This window comes from Mesorhizobium sp. WSM4810, assembly GCF_055811235.1.
The window spans coordinates 130,696-151,598 of sequence record NZ_JBVVQV010000008.1 but is presented as its reverse complement, the minus strand read 5'-3'; the positions used below and the strand labels follow the sequence as shown (position 1 = coordinate 151,598).

The following is a 20,903-nucleotide window of genomic DNA, read 5'->3' as shown; positions in this document are numbered from 1 at the left end:
CACTTCCGACCAAAGTCAGCCTTTCACGGCAACCGAGACCGGCACGCCGTTGGTCAGCACGTCGAACACCGCGGAACGGGCGCGCGACTGCATTACGATTTCCTCGAGCTTCTCAGCCGGAGCATCGCCCTTGATCTTGAAGGAGATACGGATGCCTTGGTAGCCGTTGCGGACCTCGTTGGAGATGCCGAGGATGCCGCGAAGGTCGATGTCGCCTTCGACGGTCGATTCCACCTCATGCAGCGTAACCCCGCGCACGGCCGCGATGTTCGCGATGCCGGCCGTGAGGCAGGAAGCAAGCGCGTGGAGGAGGTATTCGACCGGCGTCGGGCCGTTGTCTGTGCCGCACAGGACCGCTGGATGGTCGCTGTCGGCCTGGTAGGCCATCATGTGAGACTGCTCCGCGCCGGCGCCGAAGAAGTTGGCCATCGTGCTGCTGCTGTGGGTGCCGGCAATCCAGCGGCTCTTGGCACGGAATTTGAACTGGGCAAGCTCCGGCTGCCCCGCGACGGCGTTGATGGTGGCCAGAAGGGTGGGCGTGTCGACGCCGTTCCTCGGCTCCCGCGGCGCCTTCTTAACGGGAGGCTTTTCCATGATCATTGTATCATCCTGCATGTCATTCACTCCTGGGTTCGAATGTTGCGCGACCGGGATCGCCCCGGACGGCTAAACCTCGGCCGGCAGCGTTTGACGTGCAGTGGGAACGACAGTGTGAAATCGAGAGGTTTTTGCGTCAGAACGGCTGTGGACGCCCTGCCGGTCGGGTCTGACAAAAACAACGGGCGTTCAAACGCTTGCTTCCCTGCGAAGCTGCGATCTCCGCAAGTGCGCCAAGAAGGCGCCACAACCGAAACCACAGGAGATCAGATCATGTCTCGTTCATTTGGGATGGATACCCGCCCGTCGTCGACCGACTGGGCGGTCATAGTTCGCGGGCCAAGCAAGGCCGAGGTGCTTGCCCATACAGCAAAGATTCACACATACGCGAGCACACTGAAGCGGCCCCCGGCGGCGGTGCCGATCAGCCCCGTCTGAAATCTTGCGGGAACGATGTTTCTCGGTTGACTTCCAACCGGGCAAAGAACGGGCAGCGGCCGAAGAACGTACGACGAAGTCGGAGATTTCCGGTCTCGCCCAACGCCCGCTTCGAGGAGCTTATTCCGCACTCGGGAATGTCCGCCTTGGTCAATTTGCGTCGTCCCAGGTCCCGCCCAAAATACCTGGAGATGCTCGGTGCCCAGCCTGAGCTTCCCACCTCTGTCCGGTTTCAACTCCGCCACCCGGATGGAGGCGGCTGTCCCAAACGCCGAGGTCGTTGCATCGGCCCGCACTTGCGGGCCGATGCAAGCGCATCAGCCGCTGTGAGCGCAGCTAACACTGCGGTTGTTGTCCGCCATCATGCCGCTGGGATTGGAGCGCCAGTGCCAGACGTGGAGCTCATAGTATGGATCCACCGGGTGAACACCGACCTTGGACTTGAGCTTCAGCTCCTGACCTAGGAAACTCGGTGCCTCCGAACCCTGCCACTGTGCCTTGAACACGATGTACTCGAGCGCTACCAGATGCATCGATCCGTCGGCCTGCGGCTCGTACATAATCACATCCGGCTGATCCAGAACCAGCTTTCCGTCCATGGCGTAGCCCTTATTGATGTAGTGCTGGCCCATGGCCCCCTCGGCGCCCGCGTCGGTGCAGTCGAAGAGCGGCTCGTAGCCGGCTGCAGTCGCGTCGGCGAGGTCGTAGTAAGCTTCTGCGGCGGCCCGCGATTGGGCAATAGCCGTGGGGTCGCCACGTGAACCCAGTTCGTGAGCCTTAACGGGCTGGCAAACGGCACCAGCCGCGAGGGTGGCGACCAGCAAGGTCGTCTGTGGGAAATTCATTATGTTCCTCCATCTGAGGGGTTGAGGAGCACCCGCGGAGCTATGGCCCCGCGGGGCTAATGGGTCATGCTGCCGCGGCTTCTACAGCCGGGTCAGCCCGCACGATCACGGTGGTGGCGACCGGATAGAATTCCTCGCCGGGCATGCCCACGCGATGGGCATGTTCGCGGATCGCCGCACCGTCCTGCGCCTGGTAGATGCAGAAGGTGCCGATGCGACCGTCGGGCTCATGCACGACGTAGCTGCGGATCCACCTGACCCTGTCAGGCATTTCTTCGTTTCCGATCCGTGCTGACTTGGCGCCGGCGGTTTCCAGTTCGGCGAGCGACGCCCAGGCGCTCGGCCGACGAATAACGTAGAGTTGCATTTCCAATTCTCCCGATTACGGGCGCCCAGGTTCGACGCCCACCATTGCAATGGCCATGCGGGGTTGCATGACTGGGCCAGAGTTAGCGCCGGCTGCCGCAGATCGTCCTTACCGTCGACCTATCCTGCGCTTATCTTTTGCCGATCAAGGGACAGCGAAAGCCGTTAAGTGCCGCTTGGTGCGATCATGAGGTGTTCGCTCTCGCCACGCTGCTTCCCGTGAGCCGGGATCGGTGCTGGAGCCAGACTTGCAGCCATGCTCATGAGCCGAGGCGATCCGATACGCGCGGCGGTGCGCTCGGCAGCTGCCAGTTCCGAGGTGCCGCCGCTAACGTCACCCATGTCGAAGAAGCGACGCGCCAAGTCGATCCGGAGACGTGCCGCGTGATACTCTACGCCGGCACTTGTCCAAAGCTGACGGGCGAGGAGACGAAGCTGCATCGCCTGGGGGTCATCGGCGGGGAGGAGAGCGGCGCGGGTTTCGGCGATCATCGCCCGCACCGCAGGCTGAGGCCAGCGCTCCGGGGAGGCGTCGATTTCCGCGAGGAAACCGGCGGCCAATTCCGGCCGACCGCCCAGGGCGGCTAGGCGAGCGGCATTGACCAAGAGCAGTCCGCGACGCTGCAGGTGAAACCAAGAGAGCCCCTCTAGAGCACGGTGAAGCGTAGCAAGCGCAGCCTCCACGTCGCCTGTCTCAAAGAGCAGAACGGCATTGCCCGGTTCAGCGTCCCATCCAATCGAATACGCCATTGCATAGTCCGACTTCGCCTGGGAGAGGTCGCCAATCATTGCGTGAATGTCCCCTCGGACGCGGTAGCCCTCGCCCAGAGACCAAGCCTCTTCGTCCGCCAGCTTCGGAATCGCTGCCTCAATGTTAGCCAGGGCCTCGCCGAGCGTTCGCTGCGCTCCAACTATTTCCGCACGATGCAAACCGCAGGCGCCTGGGCTTTCCGCGAAACTGGCTTCACACCAGCTCTCGAAGCCTTCGCTCCATTGCCTTGCACGGGGCCAATCGGCGAAAGTGCGACAGCTCCAAAGGATATTGCAGTAGACCAAGCTGCCGGTGATCGGGTCGACCTGACTGGAGAGTGCGATGGCGGCGGCGTGGTTCTGCTGCTCACTGCCCTCGTTCACCCTGCCGAGGGAGAGGTTGTAGAAGCCTTTGTAAACCAGCGTCAGTGCCCGAAGTCCCTGATCGTCGGTCTGCTCGGCCAGCTCGAATGCCTTCGATGCGAGCTCAAGAGCTTCCTTCGGTCGGCCTCCGAAAGTGGCAAGGCGCGACTTCATCCACAAAAGATAACCCATCGTGCCGCTGTCGCTCAAGCCGGTCAGCAACTGGCCGCCCCGTTCCAGCCAGCCGATGGCTGCGTCCGCCGCCCCGCGTTCGAGATGGATTTTTGCCAATGTGATGGCTGCTCGTGCGGCCCGCACCAACTGACCTATCCGCATATGAGCCGCGACCGCACGAGAAAGTATTGGGATCGCCGCGACGGGACGGCCGCAACACTCGACCGCCAGAGCCCAGAGATCAAGATCGCCTGGGTCCAGCTCCCGCGTCCGGGAGATGGCGTCGAACCGCTCGGCCGCGCCCGCCCAGTCCCGCTGGATCGCCAGGTCTCGTGCGGCAGAAATCTCCAGATCGTCGCTAGCCTCAGTCGGCGCAATCTGGCCGAGGAGGGGGTCGTCGATCCCAAAGCGATAGCCATGCTTGACGAAGCTGCGGATGGAATTCGCCAACCCTCCGGCTGCAAGCGCGCGACGGGCCAAGCTCACGGCGCGCTGCAGGGAAGCTTCGGTAACCGTAAGGTCCGGCCAAAGAGCATCCATGAGCTCGTCCTTCGGCACTACCCGACCTGCATTCCTTACCAAGTAGGCCAAAAGGTCAAAGACGCGCGGCTGAATCTTCTGTGCCGCTCCACGCAGCCTCAGCGAGCGCGCCTCCTCATCGAGTTGGAATGGTCCAAAGTTTTGCAACATCGCGGCTCTGGGAGAAATCGAAACGGCGACCATAAGCGAAAGATCAGCAGATGGTAAGGACCGGCCTAGTGCAGGGCCGTATTACGAAGCGCTCCCGGCTACACGGCCGCGGGGACAGCGCCGCGGCGCCCTAAGGGCTGCACTCAAAGCTATAGCAGAAGGACCAGCGCCTGCCATGCCCGCCATAAACAAGGCAAGCTCAACGCCCTGACCCGCGTGCTCGCGGCAGAGCGCATCGTCTGAGCCGAGACCTTGCCGAACTATGGCCCGACCGGCGGCTTCTTCCGCGACGGCCAACGGCTTGCGTGGTGACAACGGCTGCTCGACTCTGCATTTCTGGCCGCTTCGCGCCTGATATCGGCCCCTAAAGTCAGCTTTGCCACCGCCTGAAAGCCGACATTGTCAGCGGCCACGGTGGAAATCGTGGTTGCGCCATATGGAGCAGCAGGCCAGGTTGATGCCAGCGCAACGGCGCCCGAGCCGCGGCGATCGAGGATTTGCATTCGCGGCAAGCGGACGCGATACCTGAACAGCATGCGCCGCTCTTGTAGATACCGCGCCGTGATGAAAGCGCCGGGGTGGCGCCTCGTCGCCGTCCAAACATTCGCGCGACCCAGCGAAATGTCGCTTCAATCGAGGCTGGCCGGCGACGAGAACGGCCGATTGGCATCCACCACGAAGATGGCCAACTGATCGAGATCGGTTGTTCCGGCGTTGAACACTTCCATAGGAGTATCGGCGCCATGCCCGACCATGATCGTTTCGGCTTCGGCATAAGCCACGCCGTGGGACGTCCTCTGGCCGAGCTTGCCGGCCAGGACATAGAAGGCCTCCGGTCCCGGATGTGAATGGATCGACGACTTGGCGCCGGGCGCGCCGCCGGCACGGTTGATGCGCAGCAAGTATTCGCTCGCGCTGACCGATGGGAGGGGACCAATCTCAGTTACCTTGGTTCCGCCGGCAGTGGCGCCGTCCTTCGGCCCAAGCGTGAACAGCCAGACCTTGCCTGCGACCTCCGCCGCAAGCGAGGTGGAGCCCGCAGCGCCCTGGGCCTGGGCCAGGGTGGGGAAATTCTCCAACCGCCAGAACAATGGTCCGGGTGGCAGTTCCTTCACCTTTTTCTCGACCACCGGCTCGACGACCAATTTGGCATCCGCGGCCATCGGCGCTGAGGGAATGAGCCCGAGAGCACACAGTGAGAACACAAGTATGCCGATACGACGTGCGTTGACTGATCGCGGCTTCATGGGTGGGTCCTCCTCTCGATGCAACGAGTTTGTGGTTGGGCGGCTGTTCGGGACAATGCCGAAGACGTTGCCATGAGGGTGAGCCGAAGGGCTTGTCGAGTAACGAATGCCGTACGATCTTTTGCCGAAGAAACGACGATCGGGCGACAGTCCAGGCGCCGAAAACTATGGTAAGAAGCGAGGCAGGCAAGACAGCGACATTGAGATAGCCGATGAACACCCCGGCGCCGACCAGGCTCCTTATCAATGGGGTAGTTGCGGACCTGAGCAACGAAACGCTGAGCGACGGGCCGGGCAATCCGATTGATCTCAGGCCGCAGGCGTTCGCGGTGCTCCGCTATTTGTCGAACAACCCCAACCGACTCGTCACCAAGGGTGAGCTGATGCAGTCGGTGTGGGCGGGAACGGCAGTCACTGACGACAGCTTGGTGCAATGCATCCACGAGATCCGACGCGCACTGAAGGATGACGGACATGCCATCCTGAAGACCAAGTCGCGGCGCGGCTACATGCTGGCGCTGCCGGAGGCGAATGCGGCTGCGATGCCCGCCACGAGCCGGACGAGTAATCGCGCGCTCCAGCGACCGCTCGCCGCCTTTGTGGGGTCGCTACTGATTGTGCTTGCTGTCGCCGCTGCTGCAGGGTGGATGCTGCGGCCCCTCTCCCCTGGCGGCAAGCCTTTGGTCGCGGTGCTGCCCTTCGACGTGTTGGGTGAGGAGACGTCCGCACGCCGACTGGGCAACGGCCTGACCGAAGAAATCATCACCGATCTCGCACGTTTCCCGGAATTTCAAGTAATCGCGCACGACTCGACTGAAACATATGCCGGAAGATCGATCGGTTTGGCCGAGATCGCCAAAACGCTCGGGGTCGGTTTCGTGGTCGAAGGCTCGATCCAGCGCCAGGCCGGCCGGCTGCGCATCACTGCGCAGCTCCTCGACGCGGCAACCGGCAAACATCTATGGTCGGACCGCTGGGACCGGCCCGACGAAGATCTGTTCGCTATCCAGACGGAGATCTCCGAGCAGGTCTCCAACCGCCTCGGCGGCGGGCACGGCGTGATCGAGGTTGCAGGCCGGATTGCGGCGCATCGCAAGCCGCCAAGCGACCTTACTGCCTACGAGCTGTACCTGCTCGGCACGGAAAAGCTTGCGAAGATGAATCGCGCCGATGTCGAGGAGGCCATCAAGCTCCTCAAACGCGCCGTCGAATTCGACCCGGGGCTCGCGCGCGCCTGGGTCGAGCTCTATCACGCGTATGGCGTCATGCCCAGTTTCGGCGCCGATTTCGAGGCCAACTTCCGACTGGCCGCCGAGGCTGCCGAACGTGCGGTCATGCTCGACCCGAGCGACGCGGAGGCGCACGCCGTGCTGGGCTTCAGTTTCGGCGACAGGAATGATCTTGCACGTGCCAAGATGGAATTCGACACGGCGCTACGCATGGCGCCGAACCAGTTCGAAATTCTGAGCTTCTACGCTTTCTTGGCATCCAGCTTCGGCGAGCCGCAGCGCGGTGCCGAGATGGCCGATCGGGCAATCCGCCTTAACCCGAACTACCCGATGGCGAGTACGAGGCTTTTTGCTGCTGCCTATTTCATGGCCGGACGCTATGAAGACGCGCTTCGCATGCAGAAGCAAATGGGTCCGGAGAACTACGGTCGACGGATGTGGGTATATCGCCCAGCTGCGCTGGCCGCCTCCGGCCGAACGGCGGAAGCGAAAACCGCGCTTGCGGAAGCACTGAAATGGTTTCCCGATCTTACCATAGAGGGATTTGTTAGCCTTCCTGACACAAATGAAGACGACAGGCGGCGGCTCATCGAGACCATGCGGCTCGCCGGTTTCCCGCCCTGTGCAAAGGCAGAGGCGGTGGCCCGTTTCGAAAAGCCTGTGCACCTGCCAGAATGCGTCGAGCGCTGAGTGAATCTTGAGCCCGTAGGGCGGGAGCGGCAACGTCGAAGTGTCCTTGCGGCCGCGCGTCTCACGACGATGCCCGCGCCCAACGTATATGTCCGCTCTGGACGATTTGCAGACCGAAGCTGCCGGTCTGTTTTCGGCCCAAGGCTGCCAGTCAGCAGCGCGCATTTTGCAGCCAAGTGGAATCACTCGGCGTCGCAGAAATGCGGCTAAGACAAATAGATGGAGCGGGATGGCCCAGCTCAATTTGACCGCATCCGCTCTAGTCGGGACGGCGATAGGCCATAACCCCGGTCGGCTTGCTCAGGCTCTGCAAGGAGCCGGGTGCCGCGCCGCCGATCCAGCCCAGCACCGAGCGGGCGAGCTCCGCGCCGGCCAGCCGGAAGTTCTCGTTGACGGCCAGCAATTCCCTGCGGAACAGGTGCAGCAGGTCGGACGACTGCTTGGACACCGCGTCGACGTCCCGGCCGAGCCTGAACCTGGTCATTCCTCGACCGCCTTGGTCGTAGCGAAGAAGTGCCAGCGCAGTCCACTGCCGGATTGCCTTCAAGGAGACAACCGGCAGTGGTCTGCGGAGTCGGAGAGAAACACTCTCGAAACAAAACCGCCGGATGAGCCATCCGGCGGCCGTATTTTCGTTTATGACAGCTTAAAGCTCGAAATGTCCGCACACGGCGCGTGGCCGAACTATTGCGCCTCGACAGATCCCTTGCGGGCAGCTTCGTCGATCACGTCAGCGACGACCTTTGGCTGAGTCATAAAGACCGCATGGCTTGCCGCGACCTCCGTGATTGTCGCCCCGATGCGCTTCGCCATCGCTTGCAACATACGCTGATCGAAGGCTTTGTCGTCGGTAGCAATCACTGCCCAGCTCGGCTTGCTTCGCCAGGCGGCATGCTCGAGCCTGGTTGCGAAGGCGGACATGTTTATCGGCACCTGAGAGTCCCGCATGAAAGCGGCATCCGCGTCCGTCGTGTCGTTAGCGAAGCCAATCTTGAACCGGTCGGGAGAAACGAAGCCGAAGCCGTCCGCGGTAGTTTCGATGACGAATTCAGGCGGGCTCTGATAGCCTTCGTACTGCTGCGCAGTCGTCTCTCCGGCATCTGGCGACAACGCCGATACGTAAACCAGGCCTGTGACGTTTGAGTGGGTACCTGCTTCCGTTATCACGGTGCCGCCCCAGGAATGTCCCACAAGGACCGCAGGTCCATCCTGACGGTCAAGAATGCGTTTGGTTGCGGCAACGTCGTCCGCAAGCGAGGTAAGCGGGTTCTGGACGATCGACACACGGTAGCCGCGGGCGGTCAGTTCGTCATAGACGCCGCGCCAACCCGATCCATCAGCGAACGCGCCGTGCACCAGCACCACGTTCCGGACGGTCTGGTTGTCGGGAATTATCTCGGCAGAGTGAGTGGCCGTGGCTGCGGCAATTCCTGCGACGGCGGCGGTTGCGGCCAGAAGATTGGTCGTCCTGGAAGTCATGCTGATCTCCTCTTATTCACCCGATAACAATTATCGCGATATCTTTCTCTACGGTTCCAGCCGCGATATGTCCAGCATAATTTTTATCGCGATATTCTTTTTTGGGATCGGGTACGCTATATCGGGGTCCAAGGAGAGCACCCATGCCAGCGAAAAAATTCAACGACCCATTGCCGCTCGACGATCAGCTCTGTTACGCGATCTACTCTGCCGGCATGGCGATCCAGAGGGTGTACAAGCCACTGCTGGACGATTTGGGCCTGACTTATCCCCAATACCTCGTACTCAATGTCCTCTGGCGCGAGGACAAGCTGACCGTTGGCAGCATCGCCGAAAGGCTCGCGCTGGAGTCGAGCACTCTGACGCCCTTGCTCAAACGGCTCGAAGCGGCAGGACTTCTGCGCCGGACGCGGAATCCCGCGAACGAGAGGCAGGTCGTGGTTGCACTGACTGATAAGGGACGCGAACTCAGATCTCGTGCAGGCTGCCTTGCTGACGCTCTGCTTTCCTCCTCAGGACAAAGCCCAGCGCATCTCAACCAGATCAACCGTGACGTCAGGGAGCTACGTGACGCGATCTATGAACATACGGGGGTCTGGAGGAGCACGGCCTAAGCCGGCAAGCATGGGCCTTTTTTACACTGTAGGCACGGTTCCTCCGTCGATTGTGTACTCCGCACCCGTGATCGAAGAGGCACGATCGGAAGACAGAAAGGCGACGAGATTGGCGATCTCGGCAGGGCTTGAGGGGCGACCGAGGGGGATTCCACCGAGGGAGTCCATTATGATGTTCATGCCGCCTTCGACGTCGGTGCCTGCCTCATCCGCGAGACGTCGGGCGAGCTCGACGGAGGCCTCGGTTTCAATCCAGCCTGGTGACACGCGAACGACACGCACGCCTTTCGGCGACACCTCCTTGGAGAGGCTTTTGCTGTAGGTCGACAACGCCGCCTTCGCCGCGGCGTACGCGGTCGTGGCTTCCGGCAGGGGAAGCAGCCTCTGGATGGAAGAGACGTGGATCACCACGCCGCTTCCCTGCGCGATCATTCCCGGTATCAGTTCTCGGTCGAGCCGCACGGCGCGCCCAGCGCCGAGAAGCCGCCTGCCGGCGAGGAAGAACCGCCGAGCATGTGAACGATAATGTCGACGCCGCCCAACTTACCCCTGACAGCTTCGGCCACCGTGAAGCAGCCTTCGCTGGTGGAAAGATCGGCAGCCACGAAAAGCTCCGCCGAAGAGTTCGCGGGGAACGAGCGGGCCGTCGTCAGCACACGCGCGCCGAGTTTGCGGAACAGGTCGACGGTTGCGGCACCGGCTCCCTTTGTGCCGGAAGTGATCAGGGCGCGCTTGCCTGACAGGTTCAGGAAGTCGCTCATGCGCCGATCTCCAAGGCTGCGATCTTGTCGCCCATCAGACGGAAGATGTAGGTGAGATTTGCAGGGCTGCCGGGAAACTCGCCAGTGACTTTGGCGATCACCTTCGTCCCGTGCTCGTCAGTGAGGGCTTCGAGCGGATCGGCGACGTGCCGATACCTGGCTTTCGACCATTCCCACCAATTGCCGATGGCATAGTGCCCGGAGTGGGAGCGGCCCTCGTCATGGATAGCGGCGCTCGGCGCGAAACAGGCCAGCAGAGCCTCGCAGTTGTTCTTCCGATCCGCTTCGAAATAAGCCTGGATCGCCTGAGGCAGTTGCATCTCTCATCTCCTCTGGGGAATTGTTCGCTCCACAAGTAGGCGTATTTCGATGTTCGGATAATTGGGATAAGTATGGATGTCGAATTGCGGAAAGTGGGATAATGGCGAGACCAGGCCTTCACGATCTGGAAGCTGTCGTAGCCGTTGCTCGCAGATCCTCTTTCCGCGGCGCGGCGCTTGAACTGGGAATGTCGACGACTGCCCTTAGCAATGCCGTCGGCAAGCTGGAGGCCCACCTTGGCGTTCGCTTGCTCAACCGAACCACCCGCAGCGTATCTCTGTCGGATGCCGGTCGCCTGTTCGTCGAGAGCGTCCGTCCAGCGTTGCAGGACATCCATGGTGCCATGGATGAAGCGCGCTCAAAGCAGGCAAACCCCACGGGAACGCTCCGCATCAATTCCTATGCCACTGCCGCGCGAGAAATCCTTTCACCCCTGCTTCTGGAGTTCATCAGGCGTTACCCGCAGGTCCATATCGATCTGGTCACCGAGGGACGGCTCTTGGACATCGTCGCGGAAGGATTCGACCTGGGCGTGCGTCGCGCCACCCTCGTGCCGAGTGACATGATTGCGATCTCGCTGGGTCGGCCGCAGAGAAATGTGGTCATAGGCTCGCCCGACTATTTCAAAAGCTATGGTACGCCTTCCACACCGACTGACCTCCTTCAACATCGGTGTATCCGTATCCGGCTGCCGAATGGCGCGCTCTTTCGCTGGCGCTTCGAGAAGGATGGGGAACCGCTATTGATCGATGTGAACGGACCGATGACTTTGGATGAGGCAAGCCTGTCCCGCGGCACAGTGCTCGAAGGCGTGGCGCTGGGCTACGTAATGGAACGTGACGTGCGCGAGGATATTGAGGCAGGGCGGTTGATCAGCGTTCTGAAGGAATGGCTGCCGCCTTCCGACGAACTCTGCATCTATTACCCGGGACGACGGAATCCATCCGCGGCGCACAGAGCATTCGTTGAGCTAGCACGGGAACTCGGATCAAAAGCCCGAAACACGGCTTAAGCGCCGTTCCGCTTTGCGCCGCAATGGGCGTCGTTCGAGCTGTCGATCGCCTTCCAAAAGCAGACATAGTTGTGTTGCCGAAGTTCAGCCGAATATTTCGGCGCATGCGTTCGAACACTCCGTCCGCCACTGACAAACCAACCTACACCACCTTCCGTCAGCTGGCGCGCGAGAACTTGTTCGCCGCCGCCTTCAGCGCAGCGGGATCGACTCCCATGCAGCGCAACGCACGTGCCGCCACTCCCTGCTCCATCGCTGCGACTATAGCCACGACATGCGCACCCAGCAGTGGACGGTGATCGTTTCGGTTGGCCGCCAATTCCTTCATCACCTCAGCTCCCGACGGGGCTGCGTCATAGAGGCCTGCCGCTCCCTGAAGCGGTTCTGGGGCTAAACCCCCGGATTTGTGTTCGCCGGCGTTCACCCCAACGGAGCGCAGGGCTTCCCAATATTGAGCGCCGACCGCGTCGCGGAAGCCAGCGGCATCCGCCCCAATTTCGCGGAATGCGAGACGGGCGGTATTGTCGGGAAGATCGATGGCCGCCAGCAGGAAATGTTCGGCGCCGGCCTGTCGCTGCTGGTCCTTTAAAGCGTAGTTTTCGGCACTTTCGCACAGTGTCTTGATGGTGCGGACGTTCGATAGACGGGTTTTGATGCCGCTGAGCATGATCGTCTCCTATGGCGGATTATCCTGGGCGTTGATGTCGGACAGCCGCTTATGGGCTGCCTGTTTGGAGATGCCGAGTGCCTGGGCAATCTTCGCCCAGGACCAACCTTGCTTCAGGGCCGCCCTGACCGCTCTACGCTCCAATAGGTCAGCCGCTCGCCGAAGCGCAACGACCGCAGCCAATGCTTCCTCCGGCTGGTCAGGTGTGGGCAGTTGGCGGACATCGATCATGCGTCAACATTAGTTGACGAAATCGTCTCGTGTCAACATATGTTGACGGGACGATGCATTCGGGTCGGGTTCCAGAGAACCCGGGGCAGAGCGGCCGCCAGGCACGCATCTGTGACTTCTGGTTTGGGAAAAAATCCGATGCTTGAACAAAAAGATCAGTCAGGAGCGCGATAGGCCAGAACCCCCGGTCGGCTTGCTCAGGCTCTGCAAGGAGCCAGGTGTTGCGCCGCCGTTCCAGCCCAACACCGAGCAGCCGGAGCCGGACCCATTGCGGTCATTGGCACGCGCTGACGAATCTTTGTGCGCCCGAGCCTACGGACTCGAGTCGATCCGGGCACAAGCCGAACAAGCAGGGCAGCCCAATCCGCCGCTGCTCGGTTTTGATGGGCCACGGCCCAATCGCCGATCGGGGAAGATCCACGTTCGAGATCGGGTCATTGGCAGGAAAGTGCGATCTCGCTGACGCGCCTCCTGGTTCGTTGTTACTTGGCAGCCCGGGTGGTAGAATGACGATGAGTTCAGGCAAAATAGCTTTATCATTTTCGAGCGCCATGACTTTCGTGCCGCGCGCTGCAGCCGCTGCGATGAGTATCTTATGGAGAGGACAGTCGTGACAGTCCCAGAGGACGATTTTTTCGTCCTCTCGAGCTTGCCGCCAAGTCAGGCGCAGAAGCAGCTCGCTCTCGTTTTTGTGCTTGGCCTGTTGGCCGTCTACGTGTTGATCACTGTTAGTCCGCTCTCGGGCATCCATCTGAGCCGGGTCGACGCCTTCGTCCCTGCCTATGCGACAGCGATGTTCGTGAACGATTCGATCACCGCAATCCTCCTGTACACTCAGTTTTCCATCCTGCGCTCACGTGCCACGCTCCTGATTGCAAGCGGATATCTCTTTACAGCGCTCATGCTGATCCCGTTTGTTCTGGCATTTCCAGGTCTGTTCACGCCAAAGGGCGGCCTGGTGGGCGGCATGCAGAGTACGTCATGGATCTACTTTTTCCAGCACGCTGGCTTTCCCCTATTTGTCATAGGCTATGCCCTCTCAAAGGGCTCGAACCCCAGCAAACGATTTCGACAGGGTACCGTGCGGGGGCAGATCGCTGTCAGTGTCGCCCTGACTGCAGCTGTGGTCTCGTTAGCGTCTTTTCTTTTCATAGCGGGCGAAGCGTCGTTACCGCGCGTGACCCTCGATTCCACTCGCCTTAGCCCGGTGTGGCCCTATGTGGGTGCGCCGGTCGCGTTGTTGAGTATCGTCGCCATCGTCGTGCTCTGGATCCGGCGACACTCAATGCTCGATCTTTGGTTGATGGTCGTCATGATCTTATTCACGATAGAGATGCCTTTAAGCTATTACCCCGATCCGGCCCGCTTCAGCCTTGGCTGGTATACCGTCCGCATCTTCGGAGTTCTGTCCAGCGGTCTCGTCCTTATGGTTCTGCTTCATGAGATAACAACCCTTTATACGCGGCTTCTCGGAGCGGTCCGTGGCCAGCGTCACGAGCGCGAGGCGCGGCTGGTAACCGGCGACGCAGTCGCGGCCACGGTTGCGCATGAAGTCAAACAACCTCTATCTGGCATGATAACGAGCGCCGATGCGGGCTTGCGCTTTCTCGGTCGCTCGATGCCCGATCTGGAGGAAGCAAAGGAGGCATTCAAGCAGATTATCGCCGGTGGTCATCGCGCGGCTGCGGTGATCGACGGAATTAGAACGATCTTCAAGAAAGAAGACCGCAAGCGAGCTCCGCTCGACCTCAACGGCCTTATCGGGGAAACACTCACCCTGGTGCGAGAGGGTCTGGCGAAACACCGGATAATGGTCGAAGCCGAGCTGGATGAACGCCTGCCGCGGGTAACAGGTGATCGAATCCAGCTACAGCAGTTGCTTGTAAACCTGATCACGAACGCCATCGATTCCATGGCTGCGGTCGGCGGGGCGCGGGTGCTGTCCGTGAAATCCAAGTTGCATGACGATGGCCACGTAACAGTTTCGGTTGCGGACACTGGAACAGGAATTGGTCCGCAAGACGTGGATCGAATATTCAACCCGCTCTTCACGACAAAGCCCGACGGCATGGGGATGGGCCTGTCGATCTGCAGATCGATCGTCGAAGCCCACGATGGGCGGTTGTGGGCGGCCCCGAACACGCCCCGGGGTGCCATATTTCATTTTAGCGCAATTCGCTCTGTCTCCGCATGACGAGGATCCGTCTGTGATCAAAGTCGCACCGAACAGTTTGCAGCCGACGACAGAAGTCGAGCCTGCTGTCTATGTGATCGATGACGACGCCGGAATCCGCGACGCGCTCGGCCTGTTATTCCGCTCGGTCGGTTTGCGCGCCGAACTATTCCATTCGGCGAACGAACTCATGCAAAGCAAGCTGCCTCCGATCCCGAGCTGCCTGGTTCTCGATGTTCGGCTACCGGGGTTGAGCGGCTTTGAGCTTCATGCCGAGTTGACCAAGGCCGATGTCCATATTCCCATCATCTTCATCACTGCACACGGCGATATCCCCATGTCCGTACGGGCTATGAAAGCCGGCGCCGTCGACTTCATCACCAAGCCGTTTCGCGACCAGGATATGTTGGATGCCGTCACCGCCGCGATCACCCGCGACCGGGCCAGACTGGATGCCGATCGCGCACGGCTCGACTTAAAGGGCCTGTTCGACAGCCTGACGTCGCGCGAACAGGAGGTGATGGCGCTCGTCGCTACTGGCTTAATGAACAAACAGATCGCCGCTCACATCGGCCTCAGCGAGATTACGGTTAAGATTCATCGCGGCCATGCGATGAAGAAGATGCGTGCGAAATCGCTCGCGGACCTGGTCAAAATGGCCGAAGCACTCGGTATCGGCCGGGAAATGTCCTCGTAGCCTCATATCTATGTATGACTTTCGAACACAGCCGACTCGTACCATTGTCGGTGTGCATAGATGGGCCAATCGCTTGCCAGACACCCCCGTTATTTCAATCGTCGACGATGACGAATCCATCCGAAGCGGAACTGCGAGTCTTGTACGGTCGCTTGGGTTTGTCGCCCACGCGTTCCCATCCGCACGTGCGTTCTTGCACTCGGAACAACTGACTCAAACCTTGTGTCTGATTTCAGACATCCAGATGCCGGAGATGAGCGGAATCGAGTTGCACGATGTCTTGCGCTCGCGTGGACATAAAACGCCCATCATTTTCATCACGGCCTTTCCCGATGAAAAGGCGCGCGCTCAAGCGCTGGTTCGAGGCGCCGTCTGCTTTTTGAGCAAGCCTTTTGACGGCGACACGCTGTCTCGCTGCCTCGACGTTGCATTGAAAAACAATGCCGGTGAGAGCGACTAGCGCGTCGCCGATCGCTGGGCACGATCAGGCTCAGCAGACCGCAAAGTCCAATCGTCGAAGCGCATCCGTTCAACCGAGGGACGCTCGGGCCCGTCGAGGCCTATAAACCTAGGTATGACCGCCATAAACGAACACGCGGTCACGACCAACCTACGTCCGATGGAGCGCGCACTGGAGTGAGAGCACAACTAAAGTGTTCAACCCCTCTAATGGCATCGCGCAACGAAGGAGACTGATCATGTCCACGGCATCACCGGCGCCAAATCGGCGCGACTTTCTTGCCACATCGGCCACCGCATTGCTTGCCACTTCGGCAGGTGCTGCCGCGTTCAACTTCACCTCGTCTCAGCCGGCGGCCGCGGCCGATGCCGGTTCAATCCGCCCCTTCACCGTCAGCTTCCCGCAGGAGGAGATCGACGAGCTACGCCGTCGCATCGCCGCCACGCGCTGGCCCGATCACGAGTTGGTGTCCGAAGCAGCTTCTCGGCGGACTTCGGCGACGTTGGCGGCAGGCGACACACAAGGCGTGCAACTCGCGACGATGCAGAAGCTCATTCAGTACTGGGGAACGGAATATGATTGGAGCAAGTGCGAGGCGCAGCTGAAGTCGCTGCCGCATTTCGTCACCGAGATCGACGGGCTGGACATCCACTTCATCCACGTGAAATCAAGCCATCAGGGTGCGCTGCCGGTCATCATCACGCACGGCTGGCCCGGTTCGGTCATCGAGCTGCTGAAGGTCATCGATCCGCTCACGAACCCCACGGCGCATGACGGAACCGCGGCCGACGCGTTCGACGTGGTGATCCCGTCGATGCCGGGCTACGGCTTTTCCGCCAAACCGACCCAACCCGGTTGGGATCCGGCGCGCATCGCGAAAGCGTGGACCGTGCTGATGAAGCGCCTGGGCTATAACCGGTTTGTTGCACAGGGCGGCGACTGGGGGGCTCTCATCACCGAACAGATGGCTCTGATGGCGCCTCCCGAGCTGATCGCCATCCACACCAATATGCCAGCGACCATTCCGCCCGAGATTGTGAAGGCGCTTGCCGCCGGCAGTCCGCCTCCCGCCGATCTCGGGCCCGACGAAAAGCGCGCCTACGAGCAGGTCGCCTTCTTTTACAAGTTCGGCCTGGGCTATGCCAACGAGATGGCGCTTCGTCCGCAGACGCTTTACGGGCTCGTCGATTCACCGGTCGGCCTGGCGTCATGGATTCTCGATCACGATGCGGACAGTTATGCACTGATAGCCCGCTCCTTCGATGGGGAGCCGGAGGGCCTTACCCGCGACGACATCCTCGACAACATCACGCTCTATTGGCTGACCAACACGGCCATCTCGTCGGCCCGGCTCTATTGGGAACACCGGCAAACGGCGAAGGCGGGCTTCTTCGACGCCAAAGGCATCACCATTCCCGTCGGCGTGAGCGCGAACCCCAGCGAGATCTACACGGCGCCGAAGAGTTGGACCGAGCGCGCGTTCCCGAAGCTCCTGCATTACGGCCACCCGCCCAAGGGCTGCCACTTCGCGGCATGGGAACAGCCGAAGTACTTCACCGACGACGTGCGCGCATCGTTCAAGACGTTGCGGACGGCGTGAAGTGTTGAGCGGGGATGGCGCGCCGGACGTGCGCGTCATCCTCCGCCTGGCGATTAACCCCCAGCGCATCTCCAAAAGGAGAGAATGCAATGAACCTTCTCATCCAGACGCTCACCGCACTCGCGGCTTGCACCGTGTTCGCCACGGGTGCGTTCGCCCAGAGCACGGTCGTGCCCATCGACAACGAGCCCGCCCCAAAGCTGATCGTGGAGCCGCCGCTTCCGGGTCCGTTGGCCGGGGGCGTGGTGTTCATCCCGTACCGGGTGGAGAACCTGCGCATCCTGCCTGTCGGTGGGCCGGCCGCGCGCAATGTGTCTCCGCGCGTCGGGCATCTGCACCTCACCGTCGACGACCTGCCCTGGGCGTGGGCGGACTACGGTCAGAGCGACACCATCATCCTGGTGGGCATGCCGCGCGGACAGCACAAGGTCCTAGTCGAGGTGGTGGACGCCGAAGGTAACGTCTTCACCAAGCAAACGGTGACGTTCCACTCGCCGGGCAAGGAGATTCAGCCATGAAGCTCCACAAGTTGGCGACCGTGCTGGCATTCGGGCTTTGCATCTTTTCCGCCTTGGCCAACGCCAGTGCGGCCGAAGATCGCTCGATCCGGCCCTTCACCGTCGGCATCCCGCAAGCGGCGCTCGAAGACCTTCGTCGGCGCATCGCCGAAACACGGTGGCCGGATCGCGAGACGGTCGATGACCAGTCGCAGGGCATACAGTTGGCGAAGCTGAAGCCGCTCGTCAAGTATTGGGGCACCGGCTACGACTGGCGAAAGGCCGAGGCCAAGCTCAACACCCTGCCTCAATTCATGACAACGATCGACGGCGTGGACATTCACTTCATTCACGTCCGCTCGAAGCATCCCAATGCTTTGCCGCTGATCATGACGCATGGCTGGCCCGGGTCGGTGTTCGAACTGCTCAAGACCGTGGGCCCGCTGGCGGATCCCACAGCTCATGGCGGACGAGCGGAGGACGCGTTCGATCTCGTCCTGCCTTCGATGCCGGGATATGGCTTCTCCGGCAAACCGACAGAGACGGGTTGGGGACCGGATCGCATCGCGCAAACCTGGGCGGAGCTGATGAAGCGCCTGGGTTACACCCGCTACGTCGCACAGGGTGGCGACTGGGGCTCCCCCGTCTCCAGCGCGATGGCGCGCCAGGCGCCGACAGGTCTGCTCGGCATTCATATTAACTTGCCGGCGGTGGTGCCGCCCGAGATTGCCGCGGTGCTCGCCGTCGGCGGGCCAGCGCCAACGGGACTCACGGATAAGGAACGCGCAGCGTTTGACGCGCTCAGCGCTGGTGCCAAGATGGGGAACAGATCCTACGCTACGATGATGGGCACCCGGCCGCAGACGATCGGCTACGCCATCAATGACTCTCCCACAGGCCTCGCGGCGTGGATGCTCGGACATCCGGGCTTCTCGCGCTGGACATACGACAACAGCGATCCCGAAAAGACCCCGGACGAGGTGCTGGACGACATTACGCAGTACTGGCTGAGCAACAGCGCGACCTCAGCAGGGCGGCTGTACTGGGAGTACGGTGGACGCAGCGTTGTTTTTGCGGCCGTGGAGCGGACCCTCGAGATCGCGCTGCCGGTGGCCATCACGGTCTTTCCGGAGGAAACTTATCTGGCCCCGGAGACGTGGGCCCGGCGCGCCTATCCAAACCTGATTTACTTTCATGAGGTCGACAAGGGCGGTCATTTCGCCGCCTGGGAGCAGCCCGAACTGTTTTCCGCCGAATTGCGTGCGGCGTTCCGACCGCTCCGACAAGATTTCTGAGGCGCGCGTACCAGGCCCCAGCCCGGACGCGTTCAACGCTCAACAGGTTAAACCTAAGGAGATCGACATGAGCAGCACCACTCAGACGCATAGCGAAAAACCGATCGAAACGCGGACGCTCGACATGAAGCTCGAGGCCGTGGTTATCCCAGTTTCGGACGCAGCACGCTCCAAGCAGTTTTACGAAGGCCTGGGCTGGAGGCTCGACGGCGACTTCGTCGTCGGCGACGCGTTCCGGGCGATGCAGTTCACGCCTCCGGGCTCGCCGGCCTCGATCCATTTCGGCACCGGCATCACGCCGGCCGCGCCCGGCTCCGCAAGCGGGCTTTTCCTCGTCGTGTCGGACATTGACGCCGCGCGCGCCGAACTCATTGGCCACGGCGTCGAGGTGAGCGAAGTGTTCCACCGCGCCGGTCCGGGCAAACCAACGGTCAGCGGCAGGCATCCGGAGCGGCAGAGCTATTCCTCTTACGCAACCTTCAAGGATCCAGACGGCAACGAGTGGCTGCTGCAGGAGGTCACCACCCGGCTCCCTGGCCGGGTCGATTCCAATACGACGGACTATGCTTCGGTAGCGGACCTTGCGGCCGCAATGTGGCGCGCGGGGTTAGCCCACGGCGAGCACGAGAAGCGCAACGGCGGCCAACGCGATGAGAATTGGCCGGACTGGTACGCCAAGTACATGGTGGCGGAGCAGGCGGGCAAGCCGCTGCCGCTTTAAGCAGCAACCGAAATTGGGTGAGCGGGACGGGTCACCGTCCCGCTGCCAAACTTAGCCGGCGATCCAAGCCAGGTTTGCGGCTGATGGTTTGACGCGCAGTTGCCAGCGCAATCGAATGGGAGAGCAATCATGACGTATTCCAAAATGGGCATCGCGATGGTGACCGGCGCTTCCGCCGGGATTGGAGCGATCTACGCCGACCGGCTCGCGCGCCGCGGCTATGACCTCATTCTCGTGGCGCGCAGCCTGGAGAGGCTGGACAAAGTGGCCAGGCACATCGCCGGCTCAACGAATTGCAGCGTCAGCACCGTTGCGGCTGACCTCAACGACAAGGCGGATCTGGGCCGGATCGAGACCTTGCTCGGCGCCGATCCCGCCATCACGATGTTGGTCAATAACGCTGGCATCGGCGCTGTCGCGCCGCTCCTGGAATCCGACATCGACAAGATGCAAGCGATGATCGGGCTCAACATCACGGCGTTGACCCGCCTGACTTATGCAGCGGCTCCGGCCTTTGTGGCGCGAGGCGGCGGCACAATCATCAACATCTCGTCAGCAGTCGCCATCGCGCCGGAAATCCTCAACGGTGTCTATGGTGCGACGAAAGCCTTTGTGCTCGCTTTCAGCCTGTCGCTCCACAAGGAGCTTGCGGACAAGAAGCTGCGCATCCAGGCGGTTCTGCCCGGCGCCATCGCCACCAATTTCTGGGACGTATCAGGAGGTTCACTCGACGATCTGCCGAGCAAGGCGATCATGCAGTCCGATGACCTCGTCGACGCGGCCGTTGCCGGCCTCGACCAGGGCGAGTTGGTGACTATTCCCTCGCTTCCCGACGTCGCCGACTGGCACGCCTATGAAGCGGCGCGGCAGAAACTCATCCCAAATCTTTCGCTCAACGCCTCGCCGGCGCGGTACGGCATCGCCGTGGCCGCCTAACCAAGCGAAAACTCAGTGGGGCAGCCTGGTAACGCGCCAGAGGAGAATCA

The 20,903-nt window shown here is 61.4% G+C and carries 21 protein-coding genes and 2 pseudogenes; 12 read left to right on the top strand and 11 right to left on the bottom strand.

Translation table 11 applies throughout. From position 1 onward, the window contains the following. Positions 1-15: 15 nt before the first annotated feature. Positions 16-615 carry an OsmC family protein gene (locus tag AC0L3O_RS14725; protein WP_473615893.1) on the bottom strand — a complete coding sequence of 200 codons (600 nt, stop codon included), beginning with the start codon at positions 613-615 and terminating at the stop codon, positions 16-18. A gap of 255 nt (positions 616-870) precedes the next feature. Between AC0L3O_RS14725 and AC0L3O_RS14720 the strand changes: the two genes are divergently transcribed. Continuing rightward, positions 871-1,035 (top strand): hypothetical protein, encoded by a 165-nt coding sequence (locus tag AC0L3O_RS14720; RefSeq protein ID WP_156942548.1) that lies wholly within the window; start codon positions 871-873, stop codon positions 1,033-1,035. A 317-nt stretch (positions 1,036-1,352) separates the two neighbouring features. Here AC0L3O_RS14720 and AC0L3O_RS14715 read toward each other — a convergent pair whose 3' ends face one another. From AC0L3O_RS14715 to AC0L3O_RS14700, 4 genes are all read right to left on the bottom strand, one after another. After that, positions 1,353-1,880, bottom strand: a complete 528-nt coding sequence (locus AC0L3O_RS14715) for a hypothetical protein (RefSeq protein ID WP_023797383.1) — start codon at positions 1,878-1,880, stop codon at positions 1,353-1,355. A gap of 64 nt (positions 1,881-1,944) precedes the next feature. Continuing rightward, on the bottom strand, positions 1,945-2,247 hold the full coding sequence (locus AC0L3O_RS14710; RefSeq protein WP_023797384.1) for a nickel-binding protein: 303 nt from the start codon (positions 2,245-2,247) through the stop codon (positions 1,945-1,947). A gap of 164 nt (positions 2,248-2,411) precedes the next feature. Further along, positions 2,412-4,256 carry a winged helix-turn-helix domain-containing protein gene (locus AC0L3O_RS14705; RefSeq protein ID WP_128169657.1) on the bottom strand — a complete coding sequence of 615 codons (1,845 nt, stop codon included), beginning with the start codon at positions 4,254-4,256 and terminating at the stop codon, positions 2,412-2,414. A gap of 596 nt (positions 4,257-4,852) precedes the next feature. Further along, positions 4,853-5,470 carry a cupin domain-containing protein gene (locus AC0L3O_RS14700; RefSeq protein ID WP_473615892.1) on the bottom strand — a complete coding sequence of 206 codons (618 nt, stop codon included), beginning with the start codon at positions 5,468-5,470 and terminating at the stop codon, positions 4,853-4,855. A 212-nt stretch (positions 5,471-5,682) separates the two neighbouring features. Between AC0L3O_RS14700 and AC0L3O_RS14695 the strand changes: the two genes are divergently transcribed. Continuing rightward, positions 5,683-7,389, top strand: a complete 1,707-nt coding sequence (locus AC0L3O_RS14695; protein ID WP_128169659.1) for a winged helix-turn-helix domain-containing protein — start codon at positions 5,683-5,685, stop codon at positions 7,387-7,389. Between the two features lie 259 nt (positions 7,390-7,648). On the opposite strand, the pseudogene AC0L3O_RS14690 reads toward AC0L3O_RS14695, so the two are convergent. Together AC0L3O_RS14690 and AC0L3O_RS14685 are read right to left on the bottom strand one after the other, a co-directional pair. After that, positions 7,649-7,861 (bottom strand): annotated as a pseudogene (locus AC0L3O_RS14690) (LacI family transcriptional regulator); the annotation flags it as partial. A 212-nt stretch (positions 7,862-8,073) separates the two neighbouring features. After that, a complete protein-coding gene (locus AC0L3O_RS14685; RefSeq protein ID WP_287260446.1) occupies positions 8,074-8,868 on the bottom strand; it encodes an alpha/beta fold hydrolase in 795 nt (264 codons plus the stop codon). Between the two features lie 143 nt (positions 8,869-9,011). Here AC0L3O_RS14685 and AC0L3O_RS14680 point away from each other — a divergent pair, with 143 nt between their 5' ends. Next, positions 9,012-9,482, top strand: coding sequence for a MarR family winged helix-turn-helix transcriptional regulator (locus AC0L3O_RS14680; RefSeq protein ID WP_128169661.1), 471 nt, complete (start codon positions 9,012-9,014; stop codon positions 9,480-9,482). A gap of 21 nt (positions 9,483-9,503) precedes the next feature. Here the strand turns inward: AC0L3O_RS14680 and AC0L3O_RS14675 are convergent. Together AC0L3O_RS14675 and AC0L3O_RS14670 are read right to left on the bottom strand one after the other, a co-directional pair. Continuing rightward, positions 9,504-10,243 (bottom strand): annotated as a pseudogene (locus AC0L3O_RS14675) (SDR family oxidoreductase). After that, complete coding sequence (locus AC0L3O_RS14670) at positions 10,240-10,563, bottom strand: nuclear transport factor 2 family protein (RefSeq protein ID WP_473535440.1); 324 nt, start codon at positions 10,561-10,563, stop codon at positions 10,240-10,242. The pseudogene AC0L3O_RS14675 and the gene AC0L3O_RS14670 overlap by 4 nt, the downstream one beginning before the upstream one ends. Positions 10,564-10,664: 101 nt before the next feature. Between AC0L3O_RS14670 and AC0L3O_RS14665 the strand changes: the two genes are divergently transcribed. Next, entirely contained in the window at positions 10,665-11,576 is a 912-nt protein-coding gene (locus AC0L3O_RS14665; RefSeq protein WP_473535439.1) for a LysR family transcriptional regulator, read from the top strand. 157 nt (positions 11,577-11,733) lie between these two features. On the opposite strand, the gene AC0L3O_RS14660 is transcribed toward AC0L3O_RS14665, so the two are convergent. Together AC0L3O_RS14660 and AC0L3O_RS14655 are read right to left on the bottom strand one after the other, a co-directional pair. Then, positions 11,734-12,243, bottom strand: coding sequence for a Clp protease N-terminal domain-containing protein (locus tag AC0L3O_RS14660; protein WP_473615891.1), 510 nt, complete (start codon positions 12,241-12,243; stop codon positions 11,734-11,736). Positions 12,244-12,252: 9 nt separating this feature from the next. Beyond that, positions 12,253-12,474, bottom strand: coding sequence for a helix-turn-helix domain-containing protein (locus AC0L3O_RS14655; RefSeq protein WP_128184758.1), 222 nt, complete (start codon positions 12,472-12,474; stop codon positions 12,253-12,255). Between the two features lie 610 nt (positions 12,475-13,084). Here AC0L3O_RS14655 and AC0L3O_RS14650 point away from each other — a divergent pair. From AC0L3O_RS14650 to AC0L3O_RS14615, 8 genes are all read left to right on the top strand, one after another. After that, on the top strand, positions 13,085-14,668 hold the full coding sequence (locus AC0L3O_RS14650) for an MASE4 domain-containing protein (protein WP_473535438.1): 1,584 nt from the start codon (positions 13,085-13,087) through the stop codon (positions 14,666-14,668). Positions 14,669-14,681: 13 nt separating this feature from the next. Beyond that, positions 14,682-15,344, top strand: coding sequence for a response regulator transcription factor (locus AC0L3O_RS14645; protein WP_473535437.1), 663 nt, complete (start codon positions 14,682-14,684; stop codon positions 15,342-15,344). Between the two features lie 10 nt (positions 15,345-15,354). Next, positions 15,355-15,804, top strand: a complete 450-nt coding sequence (locus AC0L3O_RS14640; RefSeq protein WP_473535436.1) for a response regulator transcription factor — start codon at positions 15,355-15,357, stop codon at positions 15,802-15,804. A gap of 238 nt (positions 15,805-16,042) precedes the next feature. Further along, positions 16,043-17,404: an epoxide hydrolase family protein gene (locus AC0L3O_RS14635; RefSeq protein WP_473535435.1), complete on the top strand. Its 1,362-nt coding sequence runs from the start codon at positions 16,043-16,045 to the stop codon at positions 17,402-17,404. Positions 17,405-17,493: 89 nt separating this feature from the next. Beyond that, positions 17,494-17,922 carry a DUF6130 family protein gene (locus AC0L3O_RS14630; protein ID WP_077380650.1) on the top strand — a complete coding sequence of 143 codons (429 nt, stop codon included), beginning with the start codon at positions 17,494-17,496 and terminating at the stop codon, positions 17,920-17,922. Beyond that, positions 17,919-19,196, top strand: a complete 1,278-nt coding sequence (locus AC0L3O_RS14625; protein ID WP_473535434.1) for an epoxide hydrolase family protein — start codon at positions 17,919-17,921, stop codon at positions 19,194-19,196. The genes AC0L3O_RS14630 and AC0L3O_RS14625 overlap by 4 nt, the downstream gene beginning before the upstream one ends. A gap of 67 nt (positions 19,197-19,263) precedes the next feature. After that, positions 19,264-19,917 carry a VOC family protein gene (locus AC0L3O_RS14620; protein WP_473615889.1) on the top strand — a complete coding sequence of 218 codons (654 nt, stop codon included), beginning with the start codon at positions 19,264-19,266 and terminating at the stop codon, positions 19,915-19,917. 129 nt (positions 19,918-20,046) lie between these two features. Then, the gene (locus tag AC0L3O_RS14615) at positions 20,047-20,853 is read left to right on the top strand and encodes an SDR family NAD(P)-dependent oxidoreductase (RefSeq protein WP_473615888.1); all 807 of its coding nucleotides are present in this window, start codon (positions 20,047-20,049) and stop codon (positions 20,851-20,853) included. The last annotated feature ends 50 nt before the right edge of the window (positions 20,854-20,903 follow it).